The sequence below is a fragment of the Acuticoccus mangrovi genome (assembly GCF_016411865.1).
GTDB lineage: Bacteria > Pseudomonadota > Alphaproteobacteria > Rhizobiales > Amorphaceae > Acuticoccus > Acuticoccus mangrovi.
In genome coordinates this window covers 24,604-46,141 of sequence record NZ_JAEKJA010000001.1, presented here as the reverse complement: position 1 = coordinate 46,141, position 21,538 = coordinate 24,604, and the positions used below count along the sequence as shown (strand labels likewise).

At 69.8% G+C, this 21,538-nt stretch carries 21 protein-coding genes; 11 read left to right on the top strand and 10 right to left on the bottom strand.

Features of this window, described 5'->3' with window-relative positions; all coding sequences use genetic code 11:
- Positions 1–3: 3 nt before the first annotated feature.
- From JCR33_RS00210 to JCR33_RS00195, 4 genes are read right to left on the bottom strand one after another with little or no spacing between them, the layout of a single operon-like run.
- The gene (locus JCR33_RS00210) at positions 4–591 is read right to left on the bottom strand and encodes an ABC-type transport auxiliary lipoprotein family protein (protein ID WP_211109977.1); all 588 of its coding nucleotides are present in this window, start codon (positions 589–591) and stop codon (positions 4–6) included.
- The gene (locus tag JCR33_RS00205) at positions 588–5,450 is read right to left on the bottom strand and encodes an MlaD family protein (protein ID WP_198879994.1); all 4,863 of its coding nucleotides are present in this window, start codon (positions 5,448–5,450) and stop codon (positions 588–590) included. The genes JCR33_RS00210 and JCR33_RS00205 overlap by 4 nt, the downstream gene beginning before the upstream one ends.
- A 3-nt stretch (positions 5,451–5,453) precedes the next feature.
- Positions 5,454–6,335 (bottom strand): ABC transporter ATP-binding protein, encoded by an 882-nt coding sequence (locus JCR33_RS00200; protein WP_198879993.1) that lies wholly within the window; start codon positions 6,333–6,335, stop codon positions 5,454–5,456.
- The gene (locus JCR33_RS00195; protein WP_332461083.1) at positions 6,332–7,441 is read right to left on the bottom strand and encodes an ABC transporter permease; all 1,110 of its coding nucleotides are present in this window, start codon (positions 7,439–7,441) and stop codon (positions 6,332–6,334) included. Before JCR33_RS00195 ends, JCR33_RS00200 begins: the two co-directional genes overlap by 4 nt.
- 162 nt (positions 7,442–7,603) lie before the next feature.
- Here JCR33_RS00195 and dgcN point away from each other — a divergent pair, with 162 nt between their 5' ends.
- Positions 7,604–8,614: an N-acetyltransferase DgcN gene (gene dgcN, locus JCR33_RS00190; protein ID WP_198879991.1), complete on the top strand. Its 1,011-nt coding sequence runs from the start codon at positions 7,604–7,606 to the stop codon at positions 8,612–8,614.
- Complete coding sequence (gene dgcA / locus JCR33_RS00185) at positions 8,611–9,588, top strand: N-acetyl-D-Glu racemase DgcA (protein ID WP_198879990.1); 978 nt, start codon at positions 8,611–8,613, stop codon at positions 9,586–9,588. The genes dgcN and dgcA overlap by 4 nt, the downstream gene beginning before the upstream one ends.
- Before the next feature lie 146 nt (positions 9,589–9,734).
- On the opposite strand, the gene JCR33_RS00180 is transcribed toward dgcA, so the two are convergent.
- The gene (locus tag JCR33_RS00180) at positions 9,735–10,556 is read right to left on the bottom strand and encodes an SAM-dependent methyltransferase (protein ID WP_198879989.1); all 822 of its coding nucleotides are present in this window, start codon (positions 10,554–10,556) and stop codon (positions 9,735–9,737) included.
- Between the two features lie 78 nt (positions 10,557–10,634).
- On the opposite strand from JCR33_RS00180, the gene JCR33_RS00175 reads away from it, so the two are divergent.
- The 4 genes from JCR33_RS00175 (at position 10,635) to JCR33_RS00160 (ending at position 13,239) form a co-directional block, all read left to right on the top strand.
- Positions 10,635–11,459, top strand: a complete 825-nt coding sequence (locus JCR33_RS00175; RefSeq protein ID WP_198879988.1) for a ComF family protein — start codon at positions 10,635–10,637, stop codon at positions 11,457–11,459.
- A gap of 192 nt (positions 11,460–11,651) precedes the next feature.
- Positions 11,652–11,912 (top strand): glutaredoxin 3, encoded by a 261-nt coding sequence (gene grxC, locus JCR33_RS00170; protein ID WP_198879987.1) that lies wholly within the window; start codon positions 11,652–11,654, stop codon positions 11,910–11,912.
- Between the two features lie 2 nt (positions 11,913–11,914).
- Entirely contained in the window at positions 11,915–12,757 is an 843-nt protein-coding gene (locus JCR33_RS00165) for a carbon-nitrogen hydrolase family protein (RefSeq protein ID WP_198880532.1), read from the top strand.
- Positions 12,754–13,239 (top strand): DUF1178 family protein, encoded by a 486-nt coding sequence (locus JCR33_RS00160; RefSeq protein WP_198879986.1) that lies wholly within the window; start codon positions 12,754–12,756, stop codon positions 13,237–13,239. Before JCR33_RS00165 ends, JCR33_RS00160 begins: the two co-directional genes overlap by 4 nt.
- 63 nt (positions 13,240–13,302) lie before the next feature.
- Here JCR33_RS00160 and JCR33_RS00155 read toward each other — a convergent pair whose 3' ends face one another.
- The gene (locus tag JCR33_RS00155; protein ID WP_198879985.1) at positions 13,303–14,175 is read right to left on the bottom strand and encodes an EipB family protein; all 873 of its coding nucleotides are present in this window, start codon (positions 14,173–14,175) and stop codon (positions 13,303–13,305) included.
- 193 nt (positions 14,176–14,368) lie between these two features.
- Between JCR33_RS00155 and JCR33_RS00150 the strand changes: the two genes are divergently transcribed.
- The 5 genes from JCR33_RS00150 to JCR33_RS00130 all read left to right on the top strand — a co-directional run bounded on the left by JCR33_RS00150 (position 14,369) and on the right by JCR33_RS00130 (position 18,082).
- A complete protein-coding gene (locus tag JCR33_RS00150; RefSeq protein WP_198879984.1) occupies positions 14,369–14,839 on the top strand; it encodes a RidA family protein in 471 nt (156 codons plus the stop codon).
- A gap of 20 nt (positions 14,840–14,859) precedes the next feature.
- Positions 14,860–15,567, top strand: coding sequence for a glycerophosphodiester phosphodiesterase family protein (locus JCR33_RS00145; RefSeq protein WP_198879983.1), 708 nt, complete (start codon positions 14,860–14,862; stop codon positions 15,565–15,567).
- A 142-nt stretch (positions 15,568–15,709) separates the two neighbouring features.
- Positions 15,710–16,900 carry a GNAT family N-acetyltransferase gene (locus tag JCR33_RS00140; protein ID WP_198879982.1) on the top strand — a complete coding sequence of 397 codons (1,191 nt, stop codon included), beginning with the start codon at positions 15,710–15,712 and terminating at the stop codon, positions 16,898–16,900.
- Between the two features lie 15 nt (positions 16,901–16,915).
- Entirely contained in the window at positions 16,916–17,635 is a 720-nt protein-coding gene (locus tag JCR33_RS00135) for a hypothetical protein (RefSeq protein ID WP_198879981.1), read from the top strand.
- Between the two features lie 18 nt (positions 17,636–17,653).
- Entirely contained in the window at positions 17,654–18,082 is a 429-nt protein-coding gene (locus tag JCR33_RS00130; protein WP_198879980.1) for an HIT family protein, read from the top strand.
- Here JCR33_RS00130 and JCR33_RS00125 read toward each other — a convergent pair.
- The 4 genes from JCR33_RS00125 to JCR33_RS00110 form a co-directional block, all read right to left on the bottom strand.
- The gene (locus JCR33_RS00125; RefSeq protein WP_232372051.1) at positions 18,069–18,428 is read right to left on the bottom strand and encodes an AzlD domain-containing protein; all 360 of its coding nucleotides are present in this window, start codon (positions 18,426–18,428) and stop codon (positions 18,069–18,071) included. The genes JCR33_RS00130 and JCR33_RS00125 overlap by 14 nt on opposite strands.
- Entirely contained in the window at positions 18,425–19,159 is a 735-nt protein-coding gene (locus JCR33_RS00120; protein ID WP_198879979.1) for an AzlC family ABC transporter permease, read from the bottom strand. Before JCR33_RS00120 ends, JCR33_RS00125 begins: the two co-directional genes overlap by 4 nt.
- Before the next feature lie 105 nt (positions 19,160–19,264).
- Complete coding sequence (locus JCR33_RS00115; RefSeq protein ID WP_198879978.1) at positions 19,265–20,704, bottom strand: calcium-binding protein; 1,440 nt, start codon at positions 20,702–20,704, stop codon at positions 19,265–19,267.
- A 116-nt stretch (positions 20,705–20,820) separates the two neighbouring features.
- The gene (locus tag JCR33_RS00110) at positions 20,821–21,537 is read right to left on the bottom strand and encodes an amino acid ABC transporter ATP-binding protein (RefSeq protein ID WP_198880530.1); all 717 of its coding nucleotides are present in this window, start codon (positions 21,535–21,537) and stop codon (positions 20,821–20,823) included.
- Position 21,538: the final 1 nt, after the last annotated feature.

The following is a 21,538-nucleotide window of genomic DNA, read 5'->3' as shown; positions in this document are numbered from 1 at the left end:
ACGTCAGATGACCGTGAGGGTCCAGTTGACGACGTCGGTCGCGAGCGCCGCGGCGGCGGTGTTGAGGCCGGTGGCGGCGGCTTCCGCGCTGTCGCCCGCCATCGGCGCGGTGGTCTCGAAGATGCGGTCGGCGACGACGCGGCCGTTGGTGTCGTTGAGCACCTTGACCGAGACCTCCACCCGCGCCTGATCGGAGCCGAAGGTTTCGGCCTGGAAGGCGCGGATCTCGGTGACGATCTGGTAGTTGATGAGGAGGCTCTGGCCGGGCAGCCCCACCGCCTTCACCCGCCCGGTGTTCTGGAAGGTGTCGAGGAGGAGGCGCTGCAGCACCTTGGGCACCTGATCCTCGAAGGCGACGGCGGGATAGTAGGAAATCGTGATCGGGGTGGGCTTAACCGCGATCTTCTCGCTCGACAGGGCCGAGAGGGCCCGCGGCTCCGGCACCAGGAGCTGGGCGGACGTTCCCCGGCTGACGCTCGGCGTGGTCGCCGTCAGCGCGTAGATCGCCTCGACCTTGTTTCCCCCGCCGACACACCCGGCGACGGGGAGAACAAGAAGTAGAAGAGCTGAAGTACGAAGCCAACTCATCATCGACGTTGCGGCGTATACCGCGGCCCATCGGACCCGCCAAAGATCACGCGGCTGGGATCACGGTTGAAACTCGACACGGCACTCTCGATGGTTCCCAAAGTACTCCGTCCTTGGTTGATCAGCGCCCGCAAATCGTCAAGACCGCTCTGGCTGAACCGCGACAACCCGTTGGCGATTTGACCGGCGCGTGGCGCAAATGCAGCAGCGACGTCGCCGATGGAGGTGGCGGCGGAGTCGACCCCGGCCACGAGGCTCTGCACCGGTCCGTTGAAGAGATCGCTGGCGTGGTCCACCACACCGTCGATCTTCTGCGACGCCACCTCGAGATTGACCGAGATGCGACGCGCCCGGTCGATGATCTCCTTGATGGCGCCGTCGCCCTCGCCGTTCGAGCCGAGCTCGTCGGCGAAGTCGCGGGCCGCGGCCACGGCGCTGTCGATGGCGCTGCCGATCTCGCCGGCGCGCGAGCCGACCGTCGAGGCCACGGTCCGCACGTCGCTGATGATCTGGTTCACCGCGGTGACGTCGACGGAGCCGACCGCCTCGCGGATCGCCGTCAGCGTGGCGTTGGCGCTCGTGAGGACCGTGTCGATCTGCGGTGCCGCGGCGACGAGCTGGTGGCTGACATTCGACACATTGTCGATGATGCCGCTGATCTCGTCGGTGCGGTTGGCGATCGCCTCGGTCACCGCGTTGACGCGGCGGGCGACGTCCCCGGCCGTCGCCACCACCGTGTCGATGTCGCCGCGCGCCTCGTAAAGGGTCGCCGACACGTCACGCACGTTGCCGATGATGGTGGAGATCGCCTCCGGGTCGATCGCCTGCATGGCGCTCGACACGTTGTCGAGGCCGGGCTCGATCCGCGACAGCAGCGTCGGGAGCTGGGCGGCGAAGGCGCGCGCGTCGGCAAGGGCGGCGCGGGCGTCGGCGAGGCCGTCGGTCAAGGTGCCGAGCTCGCCCCTCACCTGTGCGGCGATCGCCTCCACGTCGTGCGCCGTCGTCTCCACCGAGGAGATGATGGTGGACACCCGCGGCGCCTCGGCCGCCAAGGTGGACGACAGGCGGCCCACGTCGGTGACGATGGTGGAGATCGCCTCCGGATCGATCGCCTGCAGCACCTCCGAGAGGTTCTGCAGGCCCGGACGGACCGTGTCGGCAAAGCCCGGCAGCTGGTCGGCGAAGGACTGGGCCGACGTCACCGTCGCCTCCACGCGGTCGATGATGGCGCCGATCTGCGGGGTGCGCTGGGCGAAGGAAGAGGTGATCGTCTCCACCCGCGCCATGGCGCTGTCGGTGCGCGTCAGGATCGAGGACACGGTCTCCCGCTCGGCCGCCAGCATGTCGGTGAAGGCCGAGACGTCGCTGACGATCTTGTTCACCGCCTCCTGATCGATCGAGGCGAGGACGTCGGCGACGTTCTGCAGCCCCGGCCGTAGCGTGTCGGCGAAGCCTGGCAGCTGATCGGCCGCCGACTGGATGGAGGTGAGGGCCGCGCTCGCCCGATCGATCATCGCGTTGATCTCGGGCATGCGTCCCGAGATGTCGGTGGTGATCGTCTCCACGTGGCCGAGCGAGACGTTGGCGGAGCGGATCAGCTCGGCGAGGGGCTCACGCTGGGCGGCGAGGCCGTCCATGAAGGTCTGGGCGCTCGTCGTGATGGAGCGCACCGCCTCCGGATCGATCGCCGACAGGACGCTGGCCGCATTGTCGATGCCGGGCCGCAGGGTGTCGATGATCCCCGGCAGCGCATCGCTCGCCACGCGGGCGTTGGAGACGGTGGCGCGGGCGTCGTCGATCATGCCGCCGATCGCCTCGCGACGGGTCGACAGCTCGTCGGTGATGCCGCGCGTGCTCGCGGCGATGGCGCGGGCGTCGCTGGCGGTGGCGTCGACGTTGGCGACGATCGTCTCGAACTTCGGCGCCTGCGCCCCGATCGCCTCGGCGACGCGGCGGACCTCGTCGACGATGGCGGTGATCGCGGTCGGGTCGATTGCCTCGAGCGCCGCCGACACGTTGGCGATGGCGGGCTGCAGCTCGTCGGCGATCGCCGGCAGGCGGTCCGCGACCGTGCGCACGCTGTGCGTCGTCGCAGCGGCGTCGTTCAGGATCGATTCCACCATCGGCAGCCGCTCGGCGAGCGAGGCGGCGATCTGGTCGGCGTGGCCGATCGTGCTCGTGAGACCGGTGGTGATCGTCTGGATGTTCGCCGATTCGGCCGACAGCGCGTCCGCGAAGGTGCGTGCGTCGTTCACGATCGCCGTGATCGCCGCGGGGTCGATCGCCTGGAGCGCCGCCGAGACGTTGGAGATCGCGGGCTGCAGCTCGTCGGCGATCGCCGGCAGGCGGTCCGCGACCGTGCGCACGCTGTGCGTCGTCGCAGCGGCGTCGTTCAGGATCGACTCCACCAGCGGCAGCCGCTCGGCGAGCGAGGCGGCGATCTGGTCGGCGTGGCCGATCGTGCTCGTGAGCCCGGTGGTGATCGTCTGGATGTTCGCCGATTCGGCCGACAGCGCATCCGCGAAGGTCCGCGCATCGTTCACGATCGCCGTGATCGCCGCGGGGTCGATCGCCTGGAGCGCCGCCGAGACGTTGGAAATCGCGGGCTGCCGCTCGTCGGCGATCGCCGGCAGGCGGTCCGCGACCGTGCGCACGCTGTGCGTCGTCGCAGCGGCATCGTTCAGGATCGACTCCACCAGCGGCAGCCGCTCGGCGAGCGAGGCGGCGATCTGGTCGGCGTGGCCGATCGTGCGCGTGAGCCCGGTGGTGATCGTCTGGATGTTCGCCGATTCGGCCGACAGCGCATCCGCGAAGGTCCGCGCATCGTTCACGATCGCCGTGATCGCCGCGGGGTCGATCGCCTGGAGCGCCGCCGAGACGTTGGAAATCGCGGGCTGCAGCTCGTCGGCGATCGCCGGCAGGCGGTCCGCGACCGGGCGCACGCGGTGCGTCGTCGCGGCGGCGTCGTTCAGGATCGACTCCCCCAGCGGCAGCCGCTCGGCGAGCGAGGCGGCGATCTGGTCGGCGTGGCCGATCGTGCGCGTGAGCCCGGTGGTGATCGTCTGGATGTTCGCCGATTCGGCCGCCCGCGCATCCGCGAAGGTCCGCGCATCGTTCACGATCGCCGAGATCGCCGCGGGGTCGATCGCCTGGAGCGCCGCCGAGACGTTGGAAATCGCGGGCTGCAGCTCGTCGGCGATCGCCGGCAGGCGGTCCGCGACCGTGCGCACGCTGTGCGTCGTCGCGGCGGCGTCGTTCAGGATCGACTCCACCAGCGGCAGCCGCTCGGCGAGCGAGGCGGCGATCTGGTCGGCGTGGCCGATCGTGCTCGCGAGCCCCGTGGTGATGGTTTCGACATTGCCCGACTGGGCCGCGAGAGCGTCGGCGAAGGTGGTGAGGCTCGTGACGACCTTGTTGATCGCGTCGGCGTCGACCGCCTTCACCGCGGCGTCGGCGTTGCTGAGGAGGCTCTCGGCCGAGCTGATCAGACCGGGCGCGGAGTCGGATGCGCTCCGCAGATTCTCCACGAGCTTCGCCGCGTCGTCGAGCGTCGCGCTGATGAGCTCGTCGCGGCTCGAGATGAGCGTTGCGACGCTGTCGATGCCCTCGGCCGCCTGGGTCGCGGACGTGATGAGGGTGCGGAACGCGTCCGTCTCGCTGGCGAGCGAGGCGGTGACCTTCTGCACGTTGTCGACGATGGCGGTGACGCTCTCCGGCGACACGGCGGCGATCAGCTTGCCGGCATTCTCGATGGCGGGCTTCGCGGCGGCGAGGGCGTCCTTCGCTTCGGCGACGACGGCGCTCGCATCGTCGATCGACTGGCCGAGCTTGTCCTGGCGGCTCGCGAGCGTCCCGGTGACCGACTTGACGTCGCCGGCGATGGTGGAGACGTCGTCGACGAAGGTGCCGATCTCGGTGGCCCGGTCGGAGAACACCTTGGTGGTGCTCGCGACGTTGGTGACGATCTCGCTCACCGCCTGCGCGTCGATCGCATCGACGATGTTGCGCACGGCGCCGACGGCCTCGCCGATGGTGCTCGCGGCGTCGTCGAGGCGGGTCACGAGGCCGTTGACGGTGCCGACGATGGTGTCGGCCTTCTCGCCGATGCCGGGCAGTGCCGCGGTGAACGTCTCGACGTTGGTGACGATGGTCTCGACCCGCTGCGGCTCGATGGCGGAGAGGAGGTTGTTGGCGGTCTCCACCACGCTCGCGATGTGGGGGGCGGCGCCGGCCAGGGCGCGGCTCGCGTCGGCGACGTCGCTGACGAGGCCCGAGATCTGCGGCGCGGTCTGAGCGAGGGCGTTGGCGAAGGTGCGCGCGTCGGCCACCACCGCGTTCACGTTGTTGCGGTTGGTGCTGAGGATGCCGTTGACGTCCTCGAGCGTGGTGTTGAGACGCGCGAGCACCGACTGCGCGGTGTCGAGAACGTTGGTGAAGGCGGAGGTGTCGGCGTTGATCGTCGGGATCTTGCCGTCTTCCTCCTCCTCGGCGAACAGGGAGGGCGCGCTCTCGCTGCCGCCGGTGAGGGAGATGTAGGCGACGCCCGTCAGCCCCTGGAAGCCGAGCTTGGCGACGGTGTCGGTCTTGATCGGCGCGTTGGGGTTGATGCGGGCGATGGCGATGACGTTGTCGCCGCCCGAGGGCTCGAAGTGGAGGTTCACCACCTCGCCCACGCGGATGCCGTTGAACAGCACCGAGCCGCCGTTGGACAGGCCCGTGATGGGCTCGGGGAAGACGATGCGCACCGTTTCGGTGGCCCCGGGCTGGGACGAGCGGTACAGCCACCAGACCGCGCCCAGCAGCCCGGCGATCACGATCAAGACGAACGCGCCGATCGCTACGTAGTTTGCCCGCGTTTCCATGGCTCAGTCCAACTCGTTGGGCGGCGCGGACGCGCCGCTCGGGGCCGAAGGTGTACTCTGGGTGGCGTTCTGCTCCCCGCTCGGAATGAAGCGGCGGCCGCGTTCACCGCGGAAATATTCCTGCACCCAAGGATGATCGAAATCTAAAAGGTTGCTCACCGTATCCGTGGCGATCACCTTTTTGTCGGCGAGGACGGCAACGCGGTCACACACGGTGTGGAGGCTGTCGAGGTCGTGGGTGACCATGTAGACGGTGAGGCCGAGGGTATCGCGCAGCCGGGCGATGAGATCGTCGAAGCTCGCCGCGCCGATCGGATCGAGGCCGGAGGTGGGCTCGTCGACGAAGAGGAGCTCCGGATCGATGGACAGGGCGCGGGCGAGGCCGGCGCGCTTGATCATGCCGCCGGAGAGCTCGGAGGGCATCTTGTCGGCGGCGCTGCGCGGCAGACCGACCATGTCGAGCTTCAGAAGGGCGAGCTCGTCCATCAGCTTGCGGTTGACGGAGTAGTTCTCGCGCATCGGCACCTGGATGTTCTCGCGGACCGTGAGCGAGGAGAACAGGGCGCCCATCTGGAAGAGCACGCCGTAGCGCCGGTTGAGGCGCTGGCGCGCGACGGGGTCGAGCTCGTCGACGTCCTGGCCGAACAGGCGGATGGTGCCTTCCTGCTTCGACACCAGGTCGAGGATGGTGCGCATCAGCACCGACTTGCCGGTGCCCGAGCCGCCCACGAAGCCGAGAATCTCGCCGGTGCGCACCTCGAGATCGAGGTGCTTGAAGACGTTGAAGTTGCCGAACGAGACGGTGACGTCGTGCACCTCGATGATGTTTTCCGGCGTCCCCGACTTGGGCGGCGGGCGGCGGGCGGGTTCGGACACGTCGTTCATATGCCGAGCGCCGCGAAGAACATGGCGAAGAGCCCGTCGACGACGATCACGAGGAAGATCGCCTTCACCACCGCCTGCGTCGTGTGGAGGCCGAGAGACTCGGAGCTGCCGCCGACCTTCATGCCCTCGTTGCAGGCGACGAGGCCGATGATCAGCGCCATGAACGGCGCCTTGCCGACCCCGATATAGAACTCCATCGGTGTCACCGCCTCGTTGAGGCGCTGCATGAAGATGTCGGGCGTGATGCCGAGATAGAGCCAGGAGATCAGTCCCGCCCCGAAGAGAGCGGCGATGTCGGAGAGGAAGGCGAGGATCGGCATCGCCACCATCAGCGCCATGAGGCGCGGCACCACGAGCACCTCCACCGGATCGAGGCCGAGGACGTGGAGGGCATCCACTTCTTCGCGCATGCGCATGGCGCCGATCTCGGCGGTGAAGGCGGAACCGGAGCGGCCGGCGACGAGGATCGCGGCGAGCAGCACCCCGATCTCGCGCAGGATCAGGATGCCGGAGAGGTCCACCACGTAGAGCGTGGCGCCGAAGCTCATGAGGTAGAAGCCGGCCTGCTGGGCGATGATGAGGCCGACGAGGAAGCTCATCAGCATCACGATGGGCACGGCACCGCGGCAGGCGCGGTCGAAGTTCGACAGGATCGAGTTGCCGCGCAGCCGGTGATAGTGGGTGAAGGCCGTGGTGAGCCGCAGACCGAAGACGCCGAGCATCGAGAGCAGCGCGAGCGCGTCGTGCCCCATGCGCACGGTGCCCTCGCCCATGTCGGTGAGGAAGCGCACGATCCAATAGGGCCGCCGCGGCCAGTCGTCGGGCCCCGGAATATGGAGCTCGATCTCCTCGAGGAGGAACAGCACGCGCTCGTCGGCGCCGCGCAGCTTGACCGAGCGGCCGGCGAACTCCGCCTTGCCGCGCTCGCGGTAGATGACCCAGGCCCCGGCGGTGTCGATGTCGACGACGCCGCTCAGATCGAACACGAGCTTGGACGCCGAGAGGTCGACCGCCGCCATCGCCGCCTCGGCCTGGCGGCTGTTGCGGATGGTCCACGCGCCAGTCGCCACGACGATGACGGTGTCGCCATCGCGCTCGACTTTCACTCCCGGGCGTGTCGTTGGGGCGTGCGCGTCCATCGCCTCTTCAAATTCCATGTGTATGATAGGTGTTAGCGGCTATCGCGAACCGCGTCACCCGTGTGGACCCGTCTCCGGGAGAGGTGCCACATGAGTGCTGCATGAAATCCTCACCACAGAGACCACGCCATGGAACTCAAGCGCCCCTACCTCCTGTTTCTCGGCGACGTGCCGGATGCCCTCGCGGCCAAAACCGCTCTCGGCATCGTCGATTGGCGCCGGGACTGGTGCGTGGGCCAATGGCGCCTACCCGGTTGCGGAGCCGACGCCAAGCTGCCGGAGATGACTGCCGCCGAAGCCGCCGCCGCCGGCGCCAAGACGATGATCGTGGGCGTCGTCAACGCGGGCGGCAAGCTGCCTGAGCACTGGGTGCAGTCGATCGTCGACGCCATGGAGGCGGGGATGGACATCGCCGCCGGCCTCCACAAGCGACTGATCGACGTGCCGGAGATCGCCGCGGCGGCCGAACGCCTCGGCCGCGAAGTGTTCGACGTGCGCCGCACCGCCCAGGCCTTCGAGACCGGCAAGGGCGTGAAGCGGCCGGGCAAGCGCCTCCTCACCGTCGGAACGGACTGCTCCATCGGCAAGAAGTACACCGCGCTCGCGATGGAGGCGGGTATGCGTGCCCGCGGCCTCGACGCCACCTTCTGCGCCACCGGGCAGACCGGCGTGTTCATCTCCGGCCGCGGCGTGGCGATCGACGCGGTGATCGCCGACTTCATTTCCGGCGCCGCCGAGTGGCTCACCCCGGCGACCGAGGAGAATGCCTGGCAGGTCGTGGAGGGTCAGGGATCGCTGTTCCACCCCTCCTTCGCCGGCGTGTCGCTCGGCCTTCTGCACGGCTCCCAGCCCGACGCCTTCATCGTGTGCCACGAGCCGACGCGCACCACGATGCGCAACGTGCCGACCCCCATGCCGACGATCCAGCAGGTGATCGACATGACGGTCGCGCTCGGCCGGCTGACCAATCCCGACATCCGCCCGGTGGGGATCGCGGTGAACACCGCCGCCCTCGACGAGATCGCCGCCGGCAAGTTCCTCGAAGAGACCGCTGCCGCGCACGGCCTGCCGGCCACCGACCCGGTGCGCTTCGGCGTCGACCCGCTCGTCGACCACCTCGCCGCCGAGTTCTCTCTATGATTCGCCTCACCGTCACCGCCGAGGTCTTCCCGATCGCCGGCGCCTTCCGCATCTCGCGGGAGTCGCGCACGGAGGCGAAGGTGATCGTCGCGACGATCACCGACGGCACCCACACCGGCCGCGGCGAGGCCGTCCCCTACCCCCGCTACGGCGAGACGATGGAGGGGGTCATCGCCGAGGTGGAGGCCGAGGCGAACGCCATCGCCGAGGGCCTCGACCGGGAGGGGCTGCGCGCCACGATGAAGGCGGGCGCGGCGCGCAACGCCATCGACTGCGCGCTGTGGGACTTCGAGGCCAAGCGCTCCGGCGAGAGCGTCGCGGCGAAGCTCGGCCTCACCCTCTCCCCGCTAACGACGGCCTACACGCTGTCGCTCGGCGAGCCGGAGGAGATGGCCGAGGCGGCGCGCAACGCCGCCCGCCCCCTCCTCAAGGTGAAGCTCGGCGGCGGGCGGGCCGACGAGGCGCGCATCGCCGCCGTGCGCGAGGCCGCGCCGGAGGCGACGCTGATCGTCGACGCCAACGAAGGGTGGAGCGAGAACAACCTTCTCATCAACATGTCGGCCTGCGCCAAGGCGGGCGTGGCGCTGATCGAGCAGCCGCTTCCGGCCTCGCGTGACGGGGTGCTCGCCAACATCTCCCACCCGGTGCCGATCTGCGCCGACGAGAGCGTCCACACGAGCGGCGACCTCGAGCGCCTCACCGCGCGCTACGACGCGGTGAACGTGAAGCTCGACAAGGCGGGCGGCCTCACCGAGGCGCTGGCGATGGTGAAGGCGGCGAAGGCGCTCGACCTCAAAGTGATGCTCGGCTGCATGGTCGGCACGTCGCTATCGATGGCGCCGGCGATCTACGCCGCCCAGGAGGCCGACTTCGTGGACGTCGACGGTCCCCTCCTCCTCGCCGAGGACCGCACGCCGGGCCTCCACTACGAGGGCTCCATCGTCCACCCGCCGATCCCCGAGCTCTGGGGCTGAGCCGCAGGCCCCGCCGCGGGCGAGCGACCACGCGCGAGCCGAGAGCTGGAGCGCATTCCGGAATAGTGGAGCCGGTTTTCCGCTCGGAACGCGCGCAGACAACGATGCTGGAGTCGGTTCGGCGAACGCGAGTTCATTGAACCGGCTCAGCCGCGCTCCAGCTTCTTGAGCGCGGCCTCCAGCGAGTGGGTGGCCGACCCGCGCTTCGCCGGCTTCTGCTGGCTCGGGTCCGGCGCCCAGCCCGACAGGAAGGCGAAGGCGAAAGTGGCGCGCAGCCGCCCGTCGGGGTCGCCATAGCGGGCGCGATAGACGGCCTCGGCCCGCTCAAACAGACGGCGCGGGGCCGGCCGACGCGCCGCGAGGATCCCCTTCAAGCCCATCGCGCCGATGTCGCGCAGGAGGTGGGCGAGGTTGTCGTAACGCACCGTCAGACGCATCTCGTCGGCGACCGGCAGGGCGAAGCCGGCGCGGCTGAGGCCGTTACCCCAACGCCGTACGTCGGCGAAGGGAGCGACCCGCATCGCCGCCCCGTCGGAGAGTTCCGCCTCGGCGACGAGGAGCGCGTCGGCGAGCTCGTCGAGCGTCCCGGCCGACGGTACCGCCCCGAGGAAGAGACCGTCGGCCGCCAAGGTGCCGCGCAACTCGCCGAGCATCGTCACCGGGTCGTCGGCGACGTGGATCTCGTTGATCGAGATCGCCAGCGCAAAGGCGCGGCGGAAGGGAAGGCGCACGTCGGCGACCACGTCCGGCGCGTCGGCGAGGGCGGGGCCCGCATAGGTGAAGTCGACCGCGGCCTCGGCCCACACCTCGCGGATCGCCGGCGTGAGCGGGCCGGTGACCAGCCCCGTCGCGAAGCGCCGGTTGACGAGGGCGAGGCGCTCCACGATCTCGCGCGCGGCGAAGGTGTGAAGGAAGTCGGCCTCGGCAAGACGCGGACGGCTGGCAAGGCGGGTGCGGTCGAACATCATCCGCTAAATCTAGCGTCGCGCCAGCCCAACCCCAATACGCCCTTTGATTGTATTTCATGACGTGTCTACAATGCCCGGATGAGCCAGACCGATCCGCATCCGACGTCGCGTCCCCCCGCCCGCCCCGACGCTCCCCTCGCCTGGGGCGTGATCCTCGCCGCCCGCGCCGAACTCGCGCAGATGGGCCGCCACGCGCTCGACGCGGTGGTGCCCCCCGTATGCGCGGTCTGCCGCCGCCCGCTCAGCGAGCCGCGAAGTCTCTGCGGCGAGTGCTGGCGGGGGCTCGAGATCATCACTCCGCCGATCTGCGACATCACCGGCACCCCCCTCGCCTTCGATGCCGGGCCCGGCGCCCGCTCGCCGGAGCTGCGCTGGAACCACCCGCTCTACGACCGGGCCCGCGCCGCGGTGGTGTTCGGGCCGACGAGCCAACGGCTGATCCACGAGCTGAAATATCACGACGTGCCGGGGATCGCCGATCTGATGGCCCGCCTGATGGCCCCCGCCATCCGCGATCTCGCCGGCGAGGCCGACGTGATGATCCCGGTGCCCCTCCACCGCCGCCGCCTCGCCGTGCGCCGGTTCAACCAGTCGGTGATGATCGCCGACCGCCTCGCCCCGCTGGTCGGGCTGCCGGTCGACCGGCGCGCGGTGCGCCGTGTGCGCCACACCCGCCACCAGGTGGGCCTCAGCCGCGATCAGCGGGCGAACAACCTCGCCAAGGCCTTCAAGGTGGCGGACCCCGGCGCCGTCAAGGGACGCCGCATCCTCCTGGTGGACGACGTGCTCACCACGGGCGCCACGGTCGACTCCTTGGCGGTGACGCTGCAGGCGGCAGGTGCCCAATCGGTGAACGTCGCAGTCTTCGCCCGCGTGGTCGGCGAGAACCGCGAGCCGCAATAGATGGCGCACCAACGAGCGCGAGGCCGGACGGAACCGCGCATCGACGGGACGGCACGCGGCGGGGATTTGCCGGCGCGCCACGCTCGGCCGGCCAAGCGATTGCCGCCACAGCCGGTTTCCCACTTCGCAGTTGCCGAAGTGGGGCTTGGCACCATATGTGCAAGATCGCCAATCGTGCGGAGGTTTGAGACTATGGCGAACGTCGACATCTATACGCGGGACTTTTGCGGCTATTGCACCCGCGCCATCCGCCTCTTGGAGCAGAAGGGCGTCGACTTCACCGAGCACAACGCCTCGAAGGACCCCAAGTTTCGCGACGAGATGATCGCCCGTTCCGGCCGCCGCACGTTCCCGCAGGTGTTCATCGGCGACCTTCATGTCGGCGGATCGGACGAGCTGATGGCGTTCGAACGGTCCGGCAAGCTCGACGCCGCGCTCGAGGGTACGCTGTGACCATGCGCGTCGCGGCACTTCAGATGCGCTCGACCGCGACGCCGTCCGAAAACGCCGACCAAGCCGTCGCCCTCGCCCGTGCCGCCATCGCTGACGGGGCGGTCTACGTGCAGACGCCGGAGGTCACCAACCTCGTCCAGCGGAAGAAGGCGCTCGCCGAACCGCACGTGACGACGGAAGAGCGCGAGCCCACCATCCTCGCCCTGCGCGCCCTCGCGGCCGATGCGGGCGTCCACATCCACATCGGCTCGGTGGTGGTGCGCGACGGCGACATGTGGCGCAACCGCGCCTTCCTCATCGGTCCCGACGGCGAGATCGTCGCCCGCTACGACAAGATCCACATGTTCGACGTGGACCTGCCGAACGGCGAGCGCTTCCGCGAGAGCAGCACCTATCAGCCCGGCGAGAGCGCCGTGCTCGCCGAGGTGGGCGACCTGCGGCTCGGCATCACCATCTGCTTCGACGTCCGCTTTCCCCGCCTCTACGAGGAGCTCGCCCTCGCCGGCGCCACGGCCTTCGCGATCCCGGCCGCCTTCGCCGACGTGACCGGGCGGGCCCACTGGCACACCCTGGTGCGCACCCGCGCCATCGAGAACGGCGCCTTCGTGATCTCCGCCACCCAGGAGGGCACCCACGAGGACGGACGCACCACCTACGGCCATTCGATGATCGTCGACCCCTGGGGCCGCGTCCTCGCCGAGGCGGAGGCGACGCCCTCCTTCATCGCCGCCGACCTCGACCTCTCGCTGGTCGACACGGTGCGTCAGCAGGTTCCCGTGCTCACCGCCCGCCGCCCCTTCGCCGTCACGCGGACCGAAGCCCCGGCCCGCCGGAGCGCCTCATGATCCATTACAGCGTGAAGTGCGCTGCCGGGCACGCGTTCGACGGATGGTTCGCCTCCTCCGCCGCCTTCGAGCGGCAAGCGACCGAGGGGCTCCTCTCCTGCCCCATCTGCGGCTCCACAGAGGTGGAGCGCGCGCTGATGGCACCCAGCATCAACACCGGTGGCGCCAGCGTGGCGAACGACGATGCGGCGCCCGAGGCCACCGCACCGGCCGCCAAGTCGCCGCCGCAGCAGCAGGAGGTGGCGCTGATGGACCCGCGCGCGGAGGCGTTGCGGGAGGCGGTCACCGCGATCCGCAAGGCGGTGATGGAAACGAGCGTCGACGTCGGCCGGGCCTTCCCCGAGGAGGCCCGCAAGATGCACTACGGCGAGACCGAGCGGCGCGGCATCTATGGCCAGGCCGATCTCGCCGAGGCGCGCGCCCTCGTCGACGAGGGGATCGACGTGCTGCCACTGCCGACGCTCCCGGCCGACAGCAACTGAGCCCGTCCGCGCGGGCGGCCGAGCGCGGCGCCGGTCGCCGTCGCGCTCACGGGCGGCTTTCCCTCAGCAGTCCGGGGCCTCGCGAAGCTCCAGCTCGCTGAGCCGGCCGGTGAGCGCGAAGGCGCCGTAGTCGAACATCACGTCGTAGCTGATGCCGTTCTCGAGCAGGGTGAAGGTCAGCTCGTAGTCGGGCACCTTCTCCCCCGTCCCGCCGTCGGCGGCGAAGTAGCTGATCACGAGACGCCACGCCTTCATCGCCTCGGCATTCTCGATCACCGAGAGCTTGGCACGCTCCTCTTCGCTCGCGCCGGGCAGGTCGGTGCGCTCCGGCCCGATCACCGTGGTGCTGTCGTAGAGGGTGTCGGCGTTGTCGCCGCCGTCGAAGATCGGGGCCTCGAGCACGCGCTCGCCGGCCGCCGCCGAATCGAGGATCAGCTGGGTGTGGGCGGTGGGAAAGAGCGCACGGCCGAGCTCCAACGTCGCCTGCTTCGGCGCCGTCAGCGTCACTTCGACGCCGCCCGCCTTCGCCTCGGCCGATCCCTTCACCTCCGAGGCGAGGTTGTCGTCGATATAGGTCTGGTTGAGGAAGGTGAACTCGGCCGGATCCATCGCCTCGAAGGTGGAGGAGCGCAGGTCGGTGACGCGGCTGTTGCCCTCCCGGTCCATCACGCGGGTGACGAAGCGCGAGTTCACCACGTAGCCCTCGCAGCGGGCGCCGGAGAGCTCGAACACGAGCCGGCCCTTCGCCGAAATCATGCTGGCGCTCGCTTCGGCGCGGCTGAGCGTCACGTCGTAGACGGCGCGGTGGGGCACCAGAGCGCCCGCCGCCTGCGCCGCGCCCGCCACTCCGACGGAGGCCGCCACGGCGCCGAGGAGCGCGGGAGCGACGCGCCGGCGCAGCAGCCGCCTCGTGCGTGCGCTGAGTGTGAGAGCCATGGGCATCCTCCTTCGGGGGGCAGCGGCGGAACGAGCCGCCCGGGTTGCCGGTCGCGCGCGGTCACCCCGTGCCCACACGCCGCACGGTGACGGTTTCTATGGTGCCGACGGGTGTCGTCAAGTCGGCCGGGTGGCCGCTTGCGCCCGTCCGGCAACCTACCTATTGCTCGGCGGGAACGAAAAGGAGCCTTCCATGACCAACAGCATCGAGGACGCGCTGACGCGCCTCGGCTACACCCTGCCCCAGCCGACCGCCCCGCAAGGCTCCTATGTGCCCGTCGTGCAGACCGGATCGCTGCTCTTCGTGTCCGGCCAGCTGCCGATGGGGCCGAACGGGCTCGAGTGCGTCGGCCGCTGTGGCGAGACCGTCAGCGTGGCCGATGCGCAGGCCGCCGCACGCCTGTGCGCCCTTCATATTCTCGCGCACGTGAAAAACGCGCTCGGCGGCGACCTCTCCCGCCTCGTGCGCATTGTGAAGGTCAACGGGTTCGTGAATTCCACCCCCGACTTCGGCGACCATCCCGCCGTCATCAACGGCGCCTCGAACCTCTTCGCCGAGGTGATGGGCGACAGCGGCCGCCACGCCCGTGCGGCGGTGGGCGTCGCCAACCTGCCCTTCGGTGCCGCCGTCGAGGTCGAGGGCGTGGTGGAGATCGCGCTATAACCGGGCTCGTTCCGGACTGGTTGACGGCGCGCCCCATCGCCCATCGCGGACTGCACGGCGAGGGGCTCGCCGAGAACACCCTCACCGCCGTCGAAGCGGCGATCGAGGCGGGCTACGGGGTGGAGGTCGACCTCCGCCTCACCGCCGACGGCGGCCTCGTGATGATCCACGACGCCATGCTGGAGCGCACCACCTTCCGCGCCGGCCGCGTCCTCGACCATACGCTCGACGAGCTGCGCGCGGTCGCCGTGCGCGGGTGTGACGAGACGCTGTCTTCGGTGACGGATCTTCTGGCGCTCACGAGCGGTCGCGCGGCGCTCTTCATCGAGCTGAAGGCGCCGCCCGGGGAGGCGGCGAAGGCGGCGATGACGGCGGCGATCGGCCGCGCTCTCGCCGGCTATGGCGGGGCGGCGGCGGTGATGACCTTCGACGTCGACCTCCTCGCGATGCTGCGCGCGGCGCTCCCCGACACACCGCTCGGCATTCTCGCCGGCGGCGAGGCGAAGGCCGCCTCGCTGGTGAACCGCTTCGGCCGCGACATGCTGTTGCACCTGCCGCGCACACGCGCCGACTTCGTCGCCTACTTCGCGACGGCGCTGCCCCATCCGGGACCCTGGCTCGCGCGCCGCAAGCGCCCGGTTCTCGCCTGGACGGTGCGCTCGCGCGCGGAGGCGCGGCGCGTCGCCCCCTACGCCGACCAGATCATCTTCGAGGGGTTTGCCGCCTGATTGCGGCACACGACGTGCAGCACCCTCGGCAGGGCGCAGCGCCGCGCCCCCCGCGACACCCGCTGCCACGGCCCTTATGTTGCTGGAGGATCGCGCCCCGCCGCCACGGCGGCCGGCCCCTCCACCCTTGAAGGAGCGCGCGATGGATACGCTCACGATCGAAGCGACCGGCGACCTTTCCGAGGTCGGTCGATCGAATTGGGACGGGCTCGCCAACCCCGGCTGGTGCCTCGGCCCCGGCGGACGGCTCGAAGGCGGCGGCCCGGCGCCCTTCAACCCGTTCGTCTCCTACGACTTTCTTTCCGCGCTCGAGGATGCGGGCTGCGTCGGCGGGCGCAGCGGCTGGTTCCCGCGCCACCTCGTGGTGCGCGACGGCGGCACCCCGATCGCCGCCGCCCCGACCTACCTGAAGAGCCACAGCCAGGGCGAGTACGTCTTCGACCACGGCTGGGCGGACGCGTTCGCCCGGGCCGGCGGCCGCTACTATCCGAAGCTCCAGACCGCGGTACCCTTCACCCCCGCCCAGGGGCCGCGCCTCCTCGTGGGCGACCGCGACCAGACGGGCCGGCGCGACATCCTCGCCCGGGCGCTCGTCGCCCTCGCCGAGCAGACCGACGCCTCGTCGGTCCACGTCACCTTCGCCGAGGACGCCGACATCGCCGCCCTCGAGGCGGCCCACTATCTGATCCGCCACGACACCCAGTTCCACTTCACCAATCGCGGCTACGCGACGCCGGAGGACTTCCTCGCCGCCCTCGCCTCGCGCAAGCGCAAGCAGGTGCGGCGCGAGCGGCGCGACGCTCTCGCCAACGACATCACCATCCGCTGGATCACCGGCGACGACATCACCGAAGCCCATTGGGACGCCTTCTTCGAGTTCTATTCCGACACCGGGTCGCGCAAGTGGGGGCGGCCCTACCTCAATCGCACCTTCTTCTCGCTGCTCGGCGAGCGGCTCGCCCATCGCGTCGTGCTGATCTTCGCCGAGCGGGCGGGACGGCCGGTGGCGGGTGCCCTGAACCTTGCCGGCTCGCACACCCTCTTCGGCCGCTATTGGGGATGCACCGAGGATCACCCCTTCCTCCACTTCGAGGTGTGCTACTACCAGGCCATCGACTTCGCGATCGCCCACGGGCTGGAGCGGGTGGAGGCCGGTGCTCAGGGCGACCATAAGCTCGCCAGAGGCTACGAGGCCTGCGCCACGCGCTCGGCGCACTATCTGCGCCATTCCGGCCTGCGGGAGGCGGTGAAGGACTATCTCGACCGGGAGCGGCGCGCCGTGACGCATCAGAACGACGTGCTCAACACCTATACGCCCTATCGCAAAGGCTGAGCCTGCCCGCCGACCATGTACTTCTCCATTCACATCCCGAAGACGGCCGGCACCCGGTTCCGCCAGATCCTCGCCCACCGCTACGGCACCGGGCTGGCGCTCTATTATGGTCCCGACAACGCGCGCACCCATTCCCTCGCCCGGCGCAAGCCGCACGAGTTCGACAAGGAGATGGTGCGCGACCTCGAAGCCGCCGGCGTGCGGGTGCTGCACGGCCACTTCAAGGCGCGCAACATCGTGCCGATCGTCGACGACCCGTCGCAGATGTGGGTGTGGCTGCGCGAGCCGGTAGAGCACGTCGTCTCGCACTACCACTTCGTCCGCCGGCAGGAGCTCGCCGGCAACAAGATGAACGACGCCGTGCACGCCGGCGATCTCTCGGTGGTCGAGTTCGCCATGCTCGATCGGGTGCGCACCTTCCAGCGCTACTATTGCGAGGGCGCCCCGCTGTCGGACTACGGCTTCGTCGGCATCAGCGAGCTCTTCCCCCTCGCCTTGCCGCTCCTCGGGCTGCACGACACGGCGACCGGCGGCAACGTGAACTCGGAAAAGCCGATGGCCGACCCGGAGATCCGCCGCGCCATCGCCGCGATCCTCACCGACGAGTTCGCCCTCTATTCGGAGGGCATGGAGATCCTCATGCGCCGCCTGCCGACGCGCAACCGGCGGGCCGGTCTCCTCACCCGCTCCGCGCGCCGCGTGCTCGACATCGCCCGTCCCCGATCGATCCCCTGAGACAACGGAAAGAGTGCCATGACGGCCTACGATCCCGACAACATCTTCGCCAAGATCCTGCGCGGCGAGCTGCCGTCCGAGACCGTCTACGAGGACGAGAAGACCCGCGTGATCATGGACATCATGCCCCGCGTGCCGGGCCATTGCCTGGTGCTGCCGAAAGCCGCCTCGCGCAACATCCTCGACATCGACCCGAGCGACCTCACCGCCTGCGTGCACACCGTGCAGCGCATGGCGAAGGCGGTCAAAGCGGCCTTCGCGGCCGACGGGGTGACGGTCCAGCACTTCGTGGAGAGCGCCGGCGGCCAGATGGTGTTCCACACCCATTGGCACGTGCTGCCGCGCCACGAGGGGGTGCCGCTGCGCCCCCATTCGGGCGAGATGGCCCCGGCCGAAGAGGTGAAGGCGAATGCGCAGAGGCTGCGCGCCGCCGTCAGCGCAGCGTGAACCAGGAGGCGAGCAACGCCACCTCGGCGCCGAACACCCCGAGGGCAAGGCGCCGGCCGCCGAGCAGATAGACCACGAAGCCCACGGCGGCCGCCCCCACCCGCGCCAAGGCGGGCACGGTGGCGAGCGGCCCGTTCTCAGTCAGGATCAGCTTGGCGATGACGCCCGCCACCAGCGCCGTCGCCACCGCCTTCACCCAGATGAAGAGCTCGGACTGATCGTCGAGGCGACCAGCGAACAGCACGCCGAGCCAGCGCCAGATCTGCGTCGGCAGCGCCGCTGCGACGAGGATCGTGAGATAGGTCCCGAGCCCCATGAGGGAGAAGACGGTGTCGTCCGCCATCATACCGATCTCCGTGCCGAGATGATGCGCTGCACGATGTAGGCGAAGGTGCCGCCGACGAGACCGGCGACGAGGAGATCGGCGCCTGGAACGACGGTGGCGCAGAGCGGCCCGAGCACCAGTCCGGTGCCGAGAGCGATCTTGTCGGCGCTCGCCCGTGCCGAGCCCCACAGCGCCATGATGAAGTAGTTCGGCGTGAGGAAGATGAGCGCGGCGGCGACCACGGCGGGGAACTCGCCGAGCATCGTGTGGGCGATGCCGACCACCGCCATGTTGGAGAAGGTCAACCCCATGGCGAAGCCGGCGAAGAAGGGAATGCGCGCCCGCCGATAGAGGCGCGGCAGCTTCGCCATGGCGAACACCCAGGCCGTGATGGCGACGAACCAGGAGAGGAAGTAGAGCTGCCAGCGCGGCGTGTTGGGCGCGCGCACCACGGGCGACCAGGACATCACCATCGGCATGAAGCGCACCCCGGACAGCGCCACCGCCAGCATGATGGTGGCGAGCGAGGCGCCCGAGCCCACGAAGCCGACGAACACCACCTGGCTCGGCAGCGCCCAGATGGCGACGTTCAGGAACATCGACTGCCAGACGTCGAAGCCGGCCTCGCGCGCGAGGGCGGCGAAGCCGACCTGCGCCGTCATCAGAACGAGCGCGGGAAGCGAGAAGAGATGGGTCGTGCCCCTGAGAAACCAGGTGAGGCTCGATGTACCATCGTCGGCGGGTTCGGTCATATGGGATGGGATTAGCTCATCGGGCGAAGCGCGCAAAGCCGCAAGCGGGAAGGCGCATGTCTCTCGCAGGAGACCCGCAGGCAACGCATAGCTTGCGCATGCACGTCAGACGAGGACGTTGCCCTCGTCGAGATCCTCCGGGCGCACGCCGGCGAGGGTCACGCTGTCCGCCGCCGTCGGACTGAGGATCGCAAAGCCTTCCGCAGAGGTCTTGACGAGGAGGTCGGCGAGATGGGCGAGGCCGGAGTGGCGGGTGAGATCGACCACGTCCGTGGCGGGGTCGAAGTCGCCGATCCAGTCGTGCCCGTCGCCGGGGCCGAACACGAAGAGGTCCGCGCCGCCGCCGCCGAACATCGCGTCGTCGCCGCTGCCGCCGAAGAGCGTGTCGGCACCCGCGCCGCCGCGGATCTCGTCGGCGCCGGCACCGCCGACGAGAAGGTCGGCGCCCGCCCCGCCGGCGACGGTGTCGCTGCCGGTGCCCGCCTTCACGACGTCGCCGCCACCGCCGCCCGCGACGCGGTCGTCCCCCGAGCCCGCGACGAGCCGGTCGTCTCCACCGCCGCCGGCGATCACGTCGCGCCCGGCCGCGCCCACCACCACGTCGTCGCCGGAGCCGGCCTTGGTGCGGTCGTCGCCGCGCCCGCTGCGCACGAAATCGTCGCCGCGTGCGGCGAGGATCACGTCGTCGCCGGCGGTGCCGATCAGGCGGTCCGGCCCGCCGCTGCCGACGAGACGGGCACCGTCGACCGCGGTGCCGCGGCCGCCGTCGCCATCCTCGATGTCGGCGCGCGCGACCGTGCGGTCGGCGAACACGAAATAGTCGATCCCCGTGGTCCGATCGACGCCGTCGATGCCGGAGCCGCCGCTATGGGCGATGCGCACGCTGCCGTCGGCCGCGGCGTCGATCCGATACTCGTCGAAGTCGCCGCGGTAGACGGCGCCGTCGTAGCCCGCGCCGCCGTCGATGCGGTCGTTGCCGCCGCGCCCGACGAAGCGATCGTCCCCGGCGCCGCCCGTCAGCACGTTGTCGCCGCCCAGCGAGACGGAGTAGCGGGCCGGCACGTCGTAGTCGTTGAGGAGCGCCAGATATTCGAGCATCGACGTGCCGTAGGGATCGTCCGCGGCGATCTGGCCGCCCGATTCCAGAAAGGCCCGCATCCCTTCGAAGCCGACGAGCCAGGTGGCGCCGAGAATGCCGGAGACCGTCAGACGGTGCCCGTTGAGGGTCTGCCCGGCATAGATGTCGAAGCCGTATTGGGAGAGGATCTGCCAGTTCCAGTCGGTATATTCGCGCGCCGCGGCGTCCTGCACGCCCTGGCTCGCGAGAAAGTCGGCGGTGGAGTTGATGCCGTTGCGGCCGGTCCAGGCGCCGACGAAGTCGATCGCCGCGGTGCCGTCGCCGCGATAGTAGCCGATCTCCTGAAGCGACGGCTCGCTCATCTGGTAGCGCCCGAGAAAGCCGAGCGAGCTGACGAGGCCGTAGTCGTCGCTCGACTCGCGCTGGGCGAGCGCATCGAAATAGTCCTCGAACGATCCGCGCGTCATCCCGCCTCATCCGCCGCCAGCCGTCCGACGAGGGATAGCATCTCCCCCGCCCGCCGATGAAGCGGCGCTGCCACACAGCCCCGTGAAGTCGCCCGCGAGCCGCGCAGGCGGCAAGCTCAGTGCAAGATGCGCGACAGGAAGGACTGGAGGCGCGGCGAGCTCGGGGTGTCGAAGAAGGCGTCGGCGGTGTTCACCTCGACGATCTCGCCCTTGTCCATGAACACGCAGCGGTTGGCGACGCGGCGGGCGAAGCCCATCTCGTGCGTCACGCACACCATGGTCATGCCTTCGGCGGCGAGCATCTCCATCACGCCGAGCACCTCGTTGATGACCTCCGGGTCGAGCGCGGAGGTGGGCTCGTCGAACAGCATGATGGGCGGCTCCATGCACAGCGCCCGGGCGATCGCCACGCGCTGCTGCTGGCCGCCGGAGAGCTGGCTCGGATATTTGTGGGCGTGCTCCTCGACCTGGACGTGGGCGAGGAAGCGGCGTGCCAGCGTCTCGTTGACCTTCTTGGAGAGGGCGCGGTTGAGGCGCGGGGCGAGCATGCAATTCTCCAGCACCGTGAGATGCGGGAAGAGATTGAAGTGCTGGAAGACCATGCCGCATTCGAGGCGCACGTCGCGCGTCGCCGAGGCCGAGCCGTCGACGTTGATGCCGTTCACCACGATGCTGCCGGCATCGTGCGGCTCGAGGCTGTTGATGCAGCGGATCAGCGTGGACTTGCCCGAGCCCGACGGTCCGCACACCACGATCTTCTCGCCCCGATGCACCGTGAGATCGATGCCGGCGAGGGCCTTGAAGGTGCCGTAGAACTTCTCGACCCCGCTCATG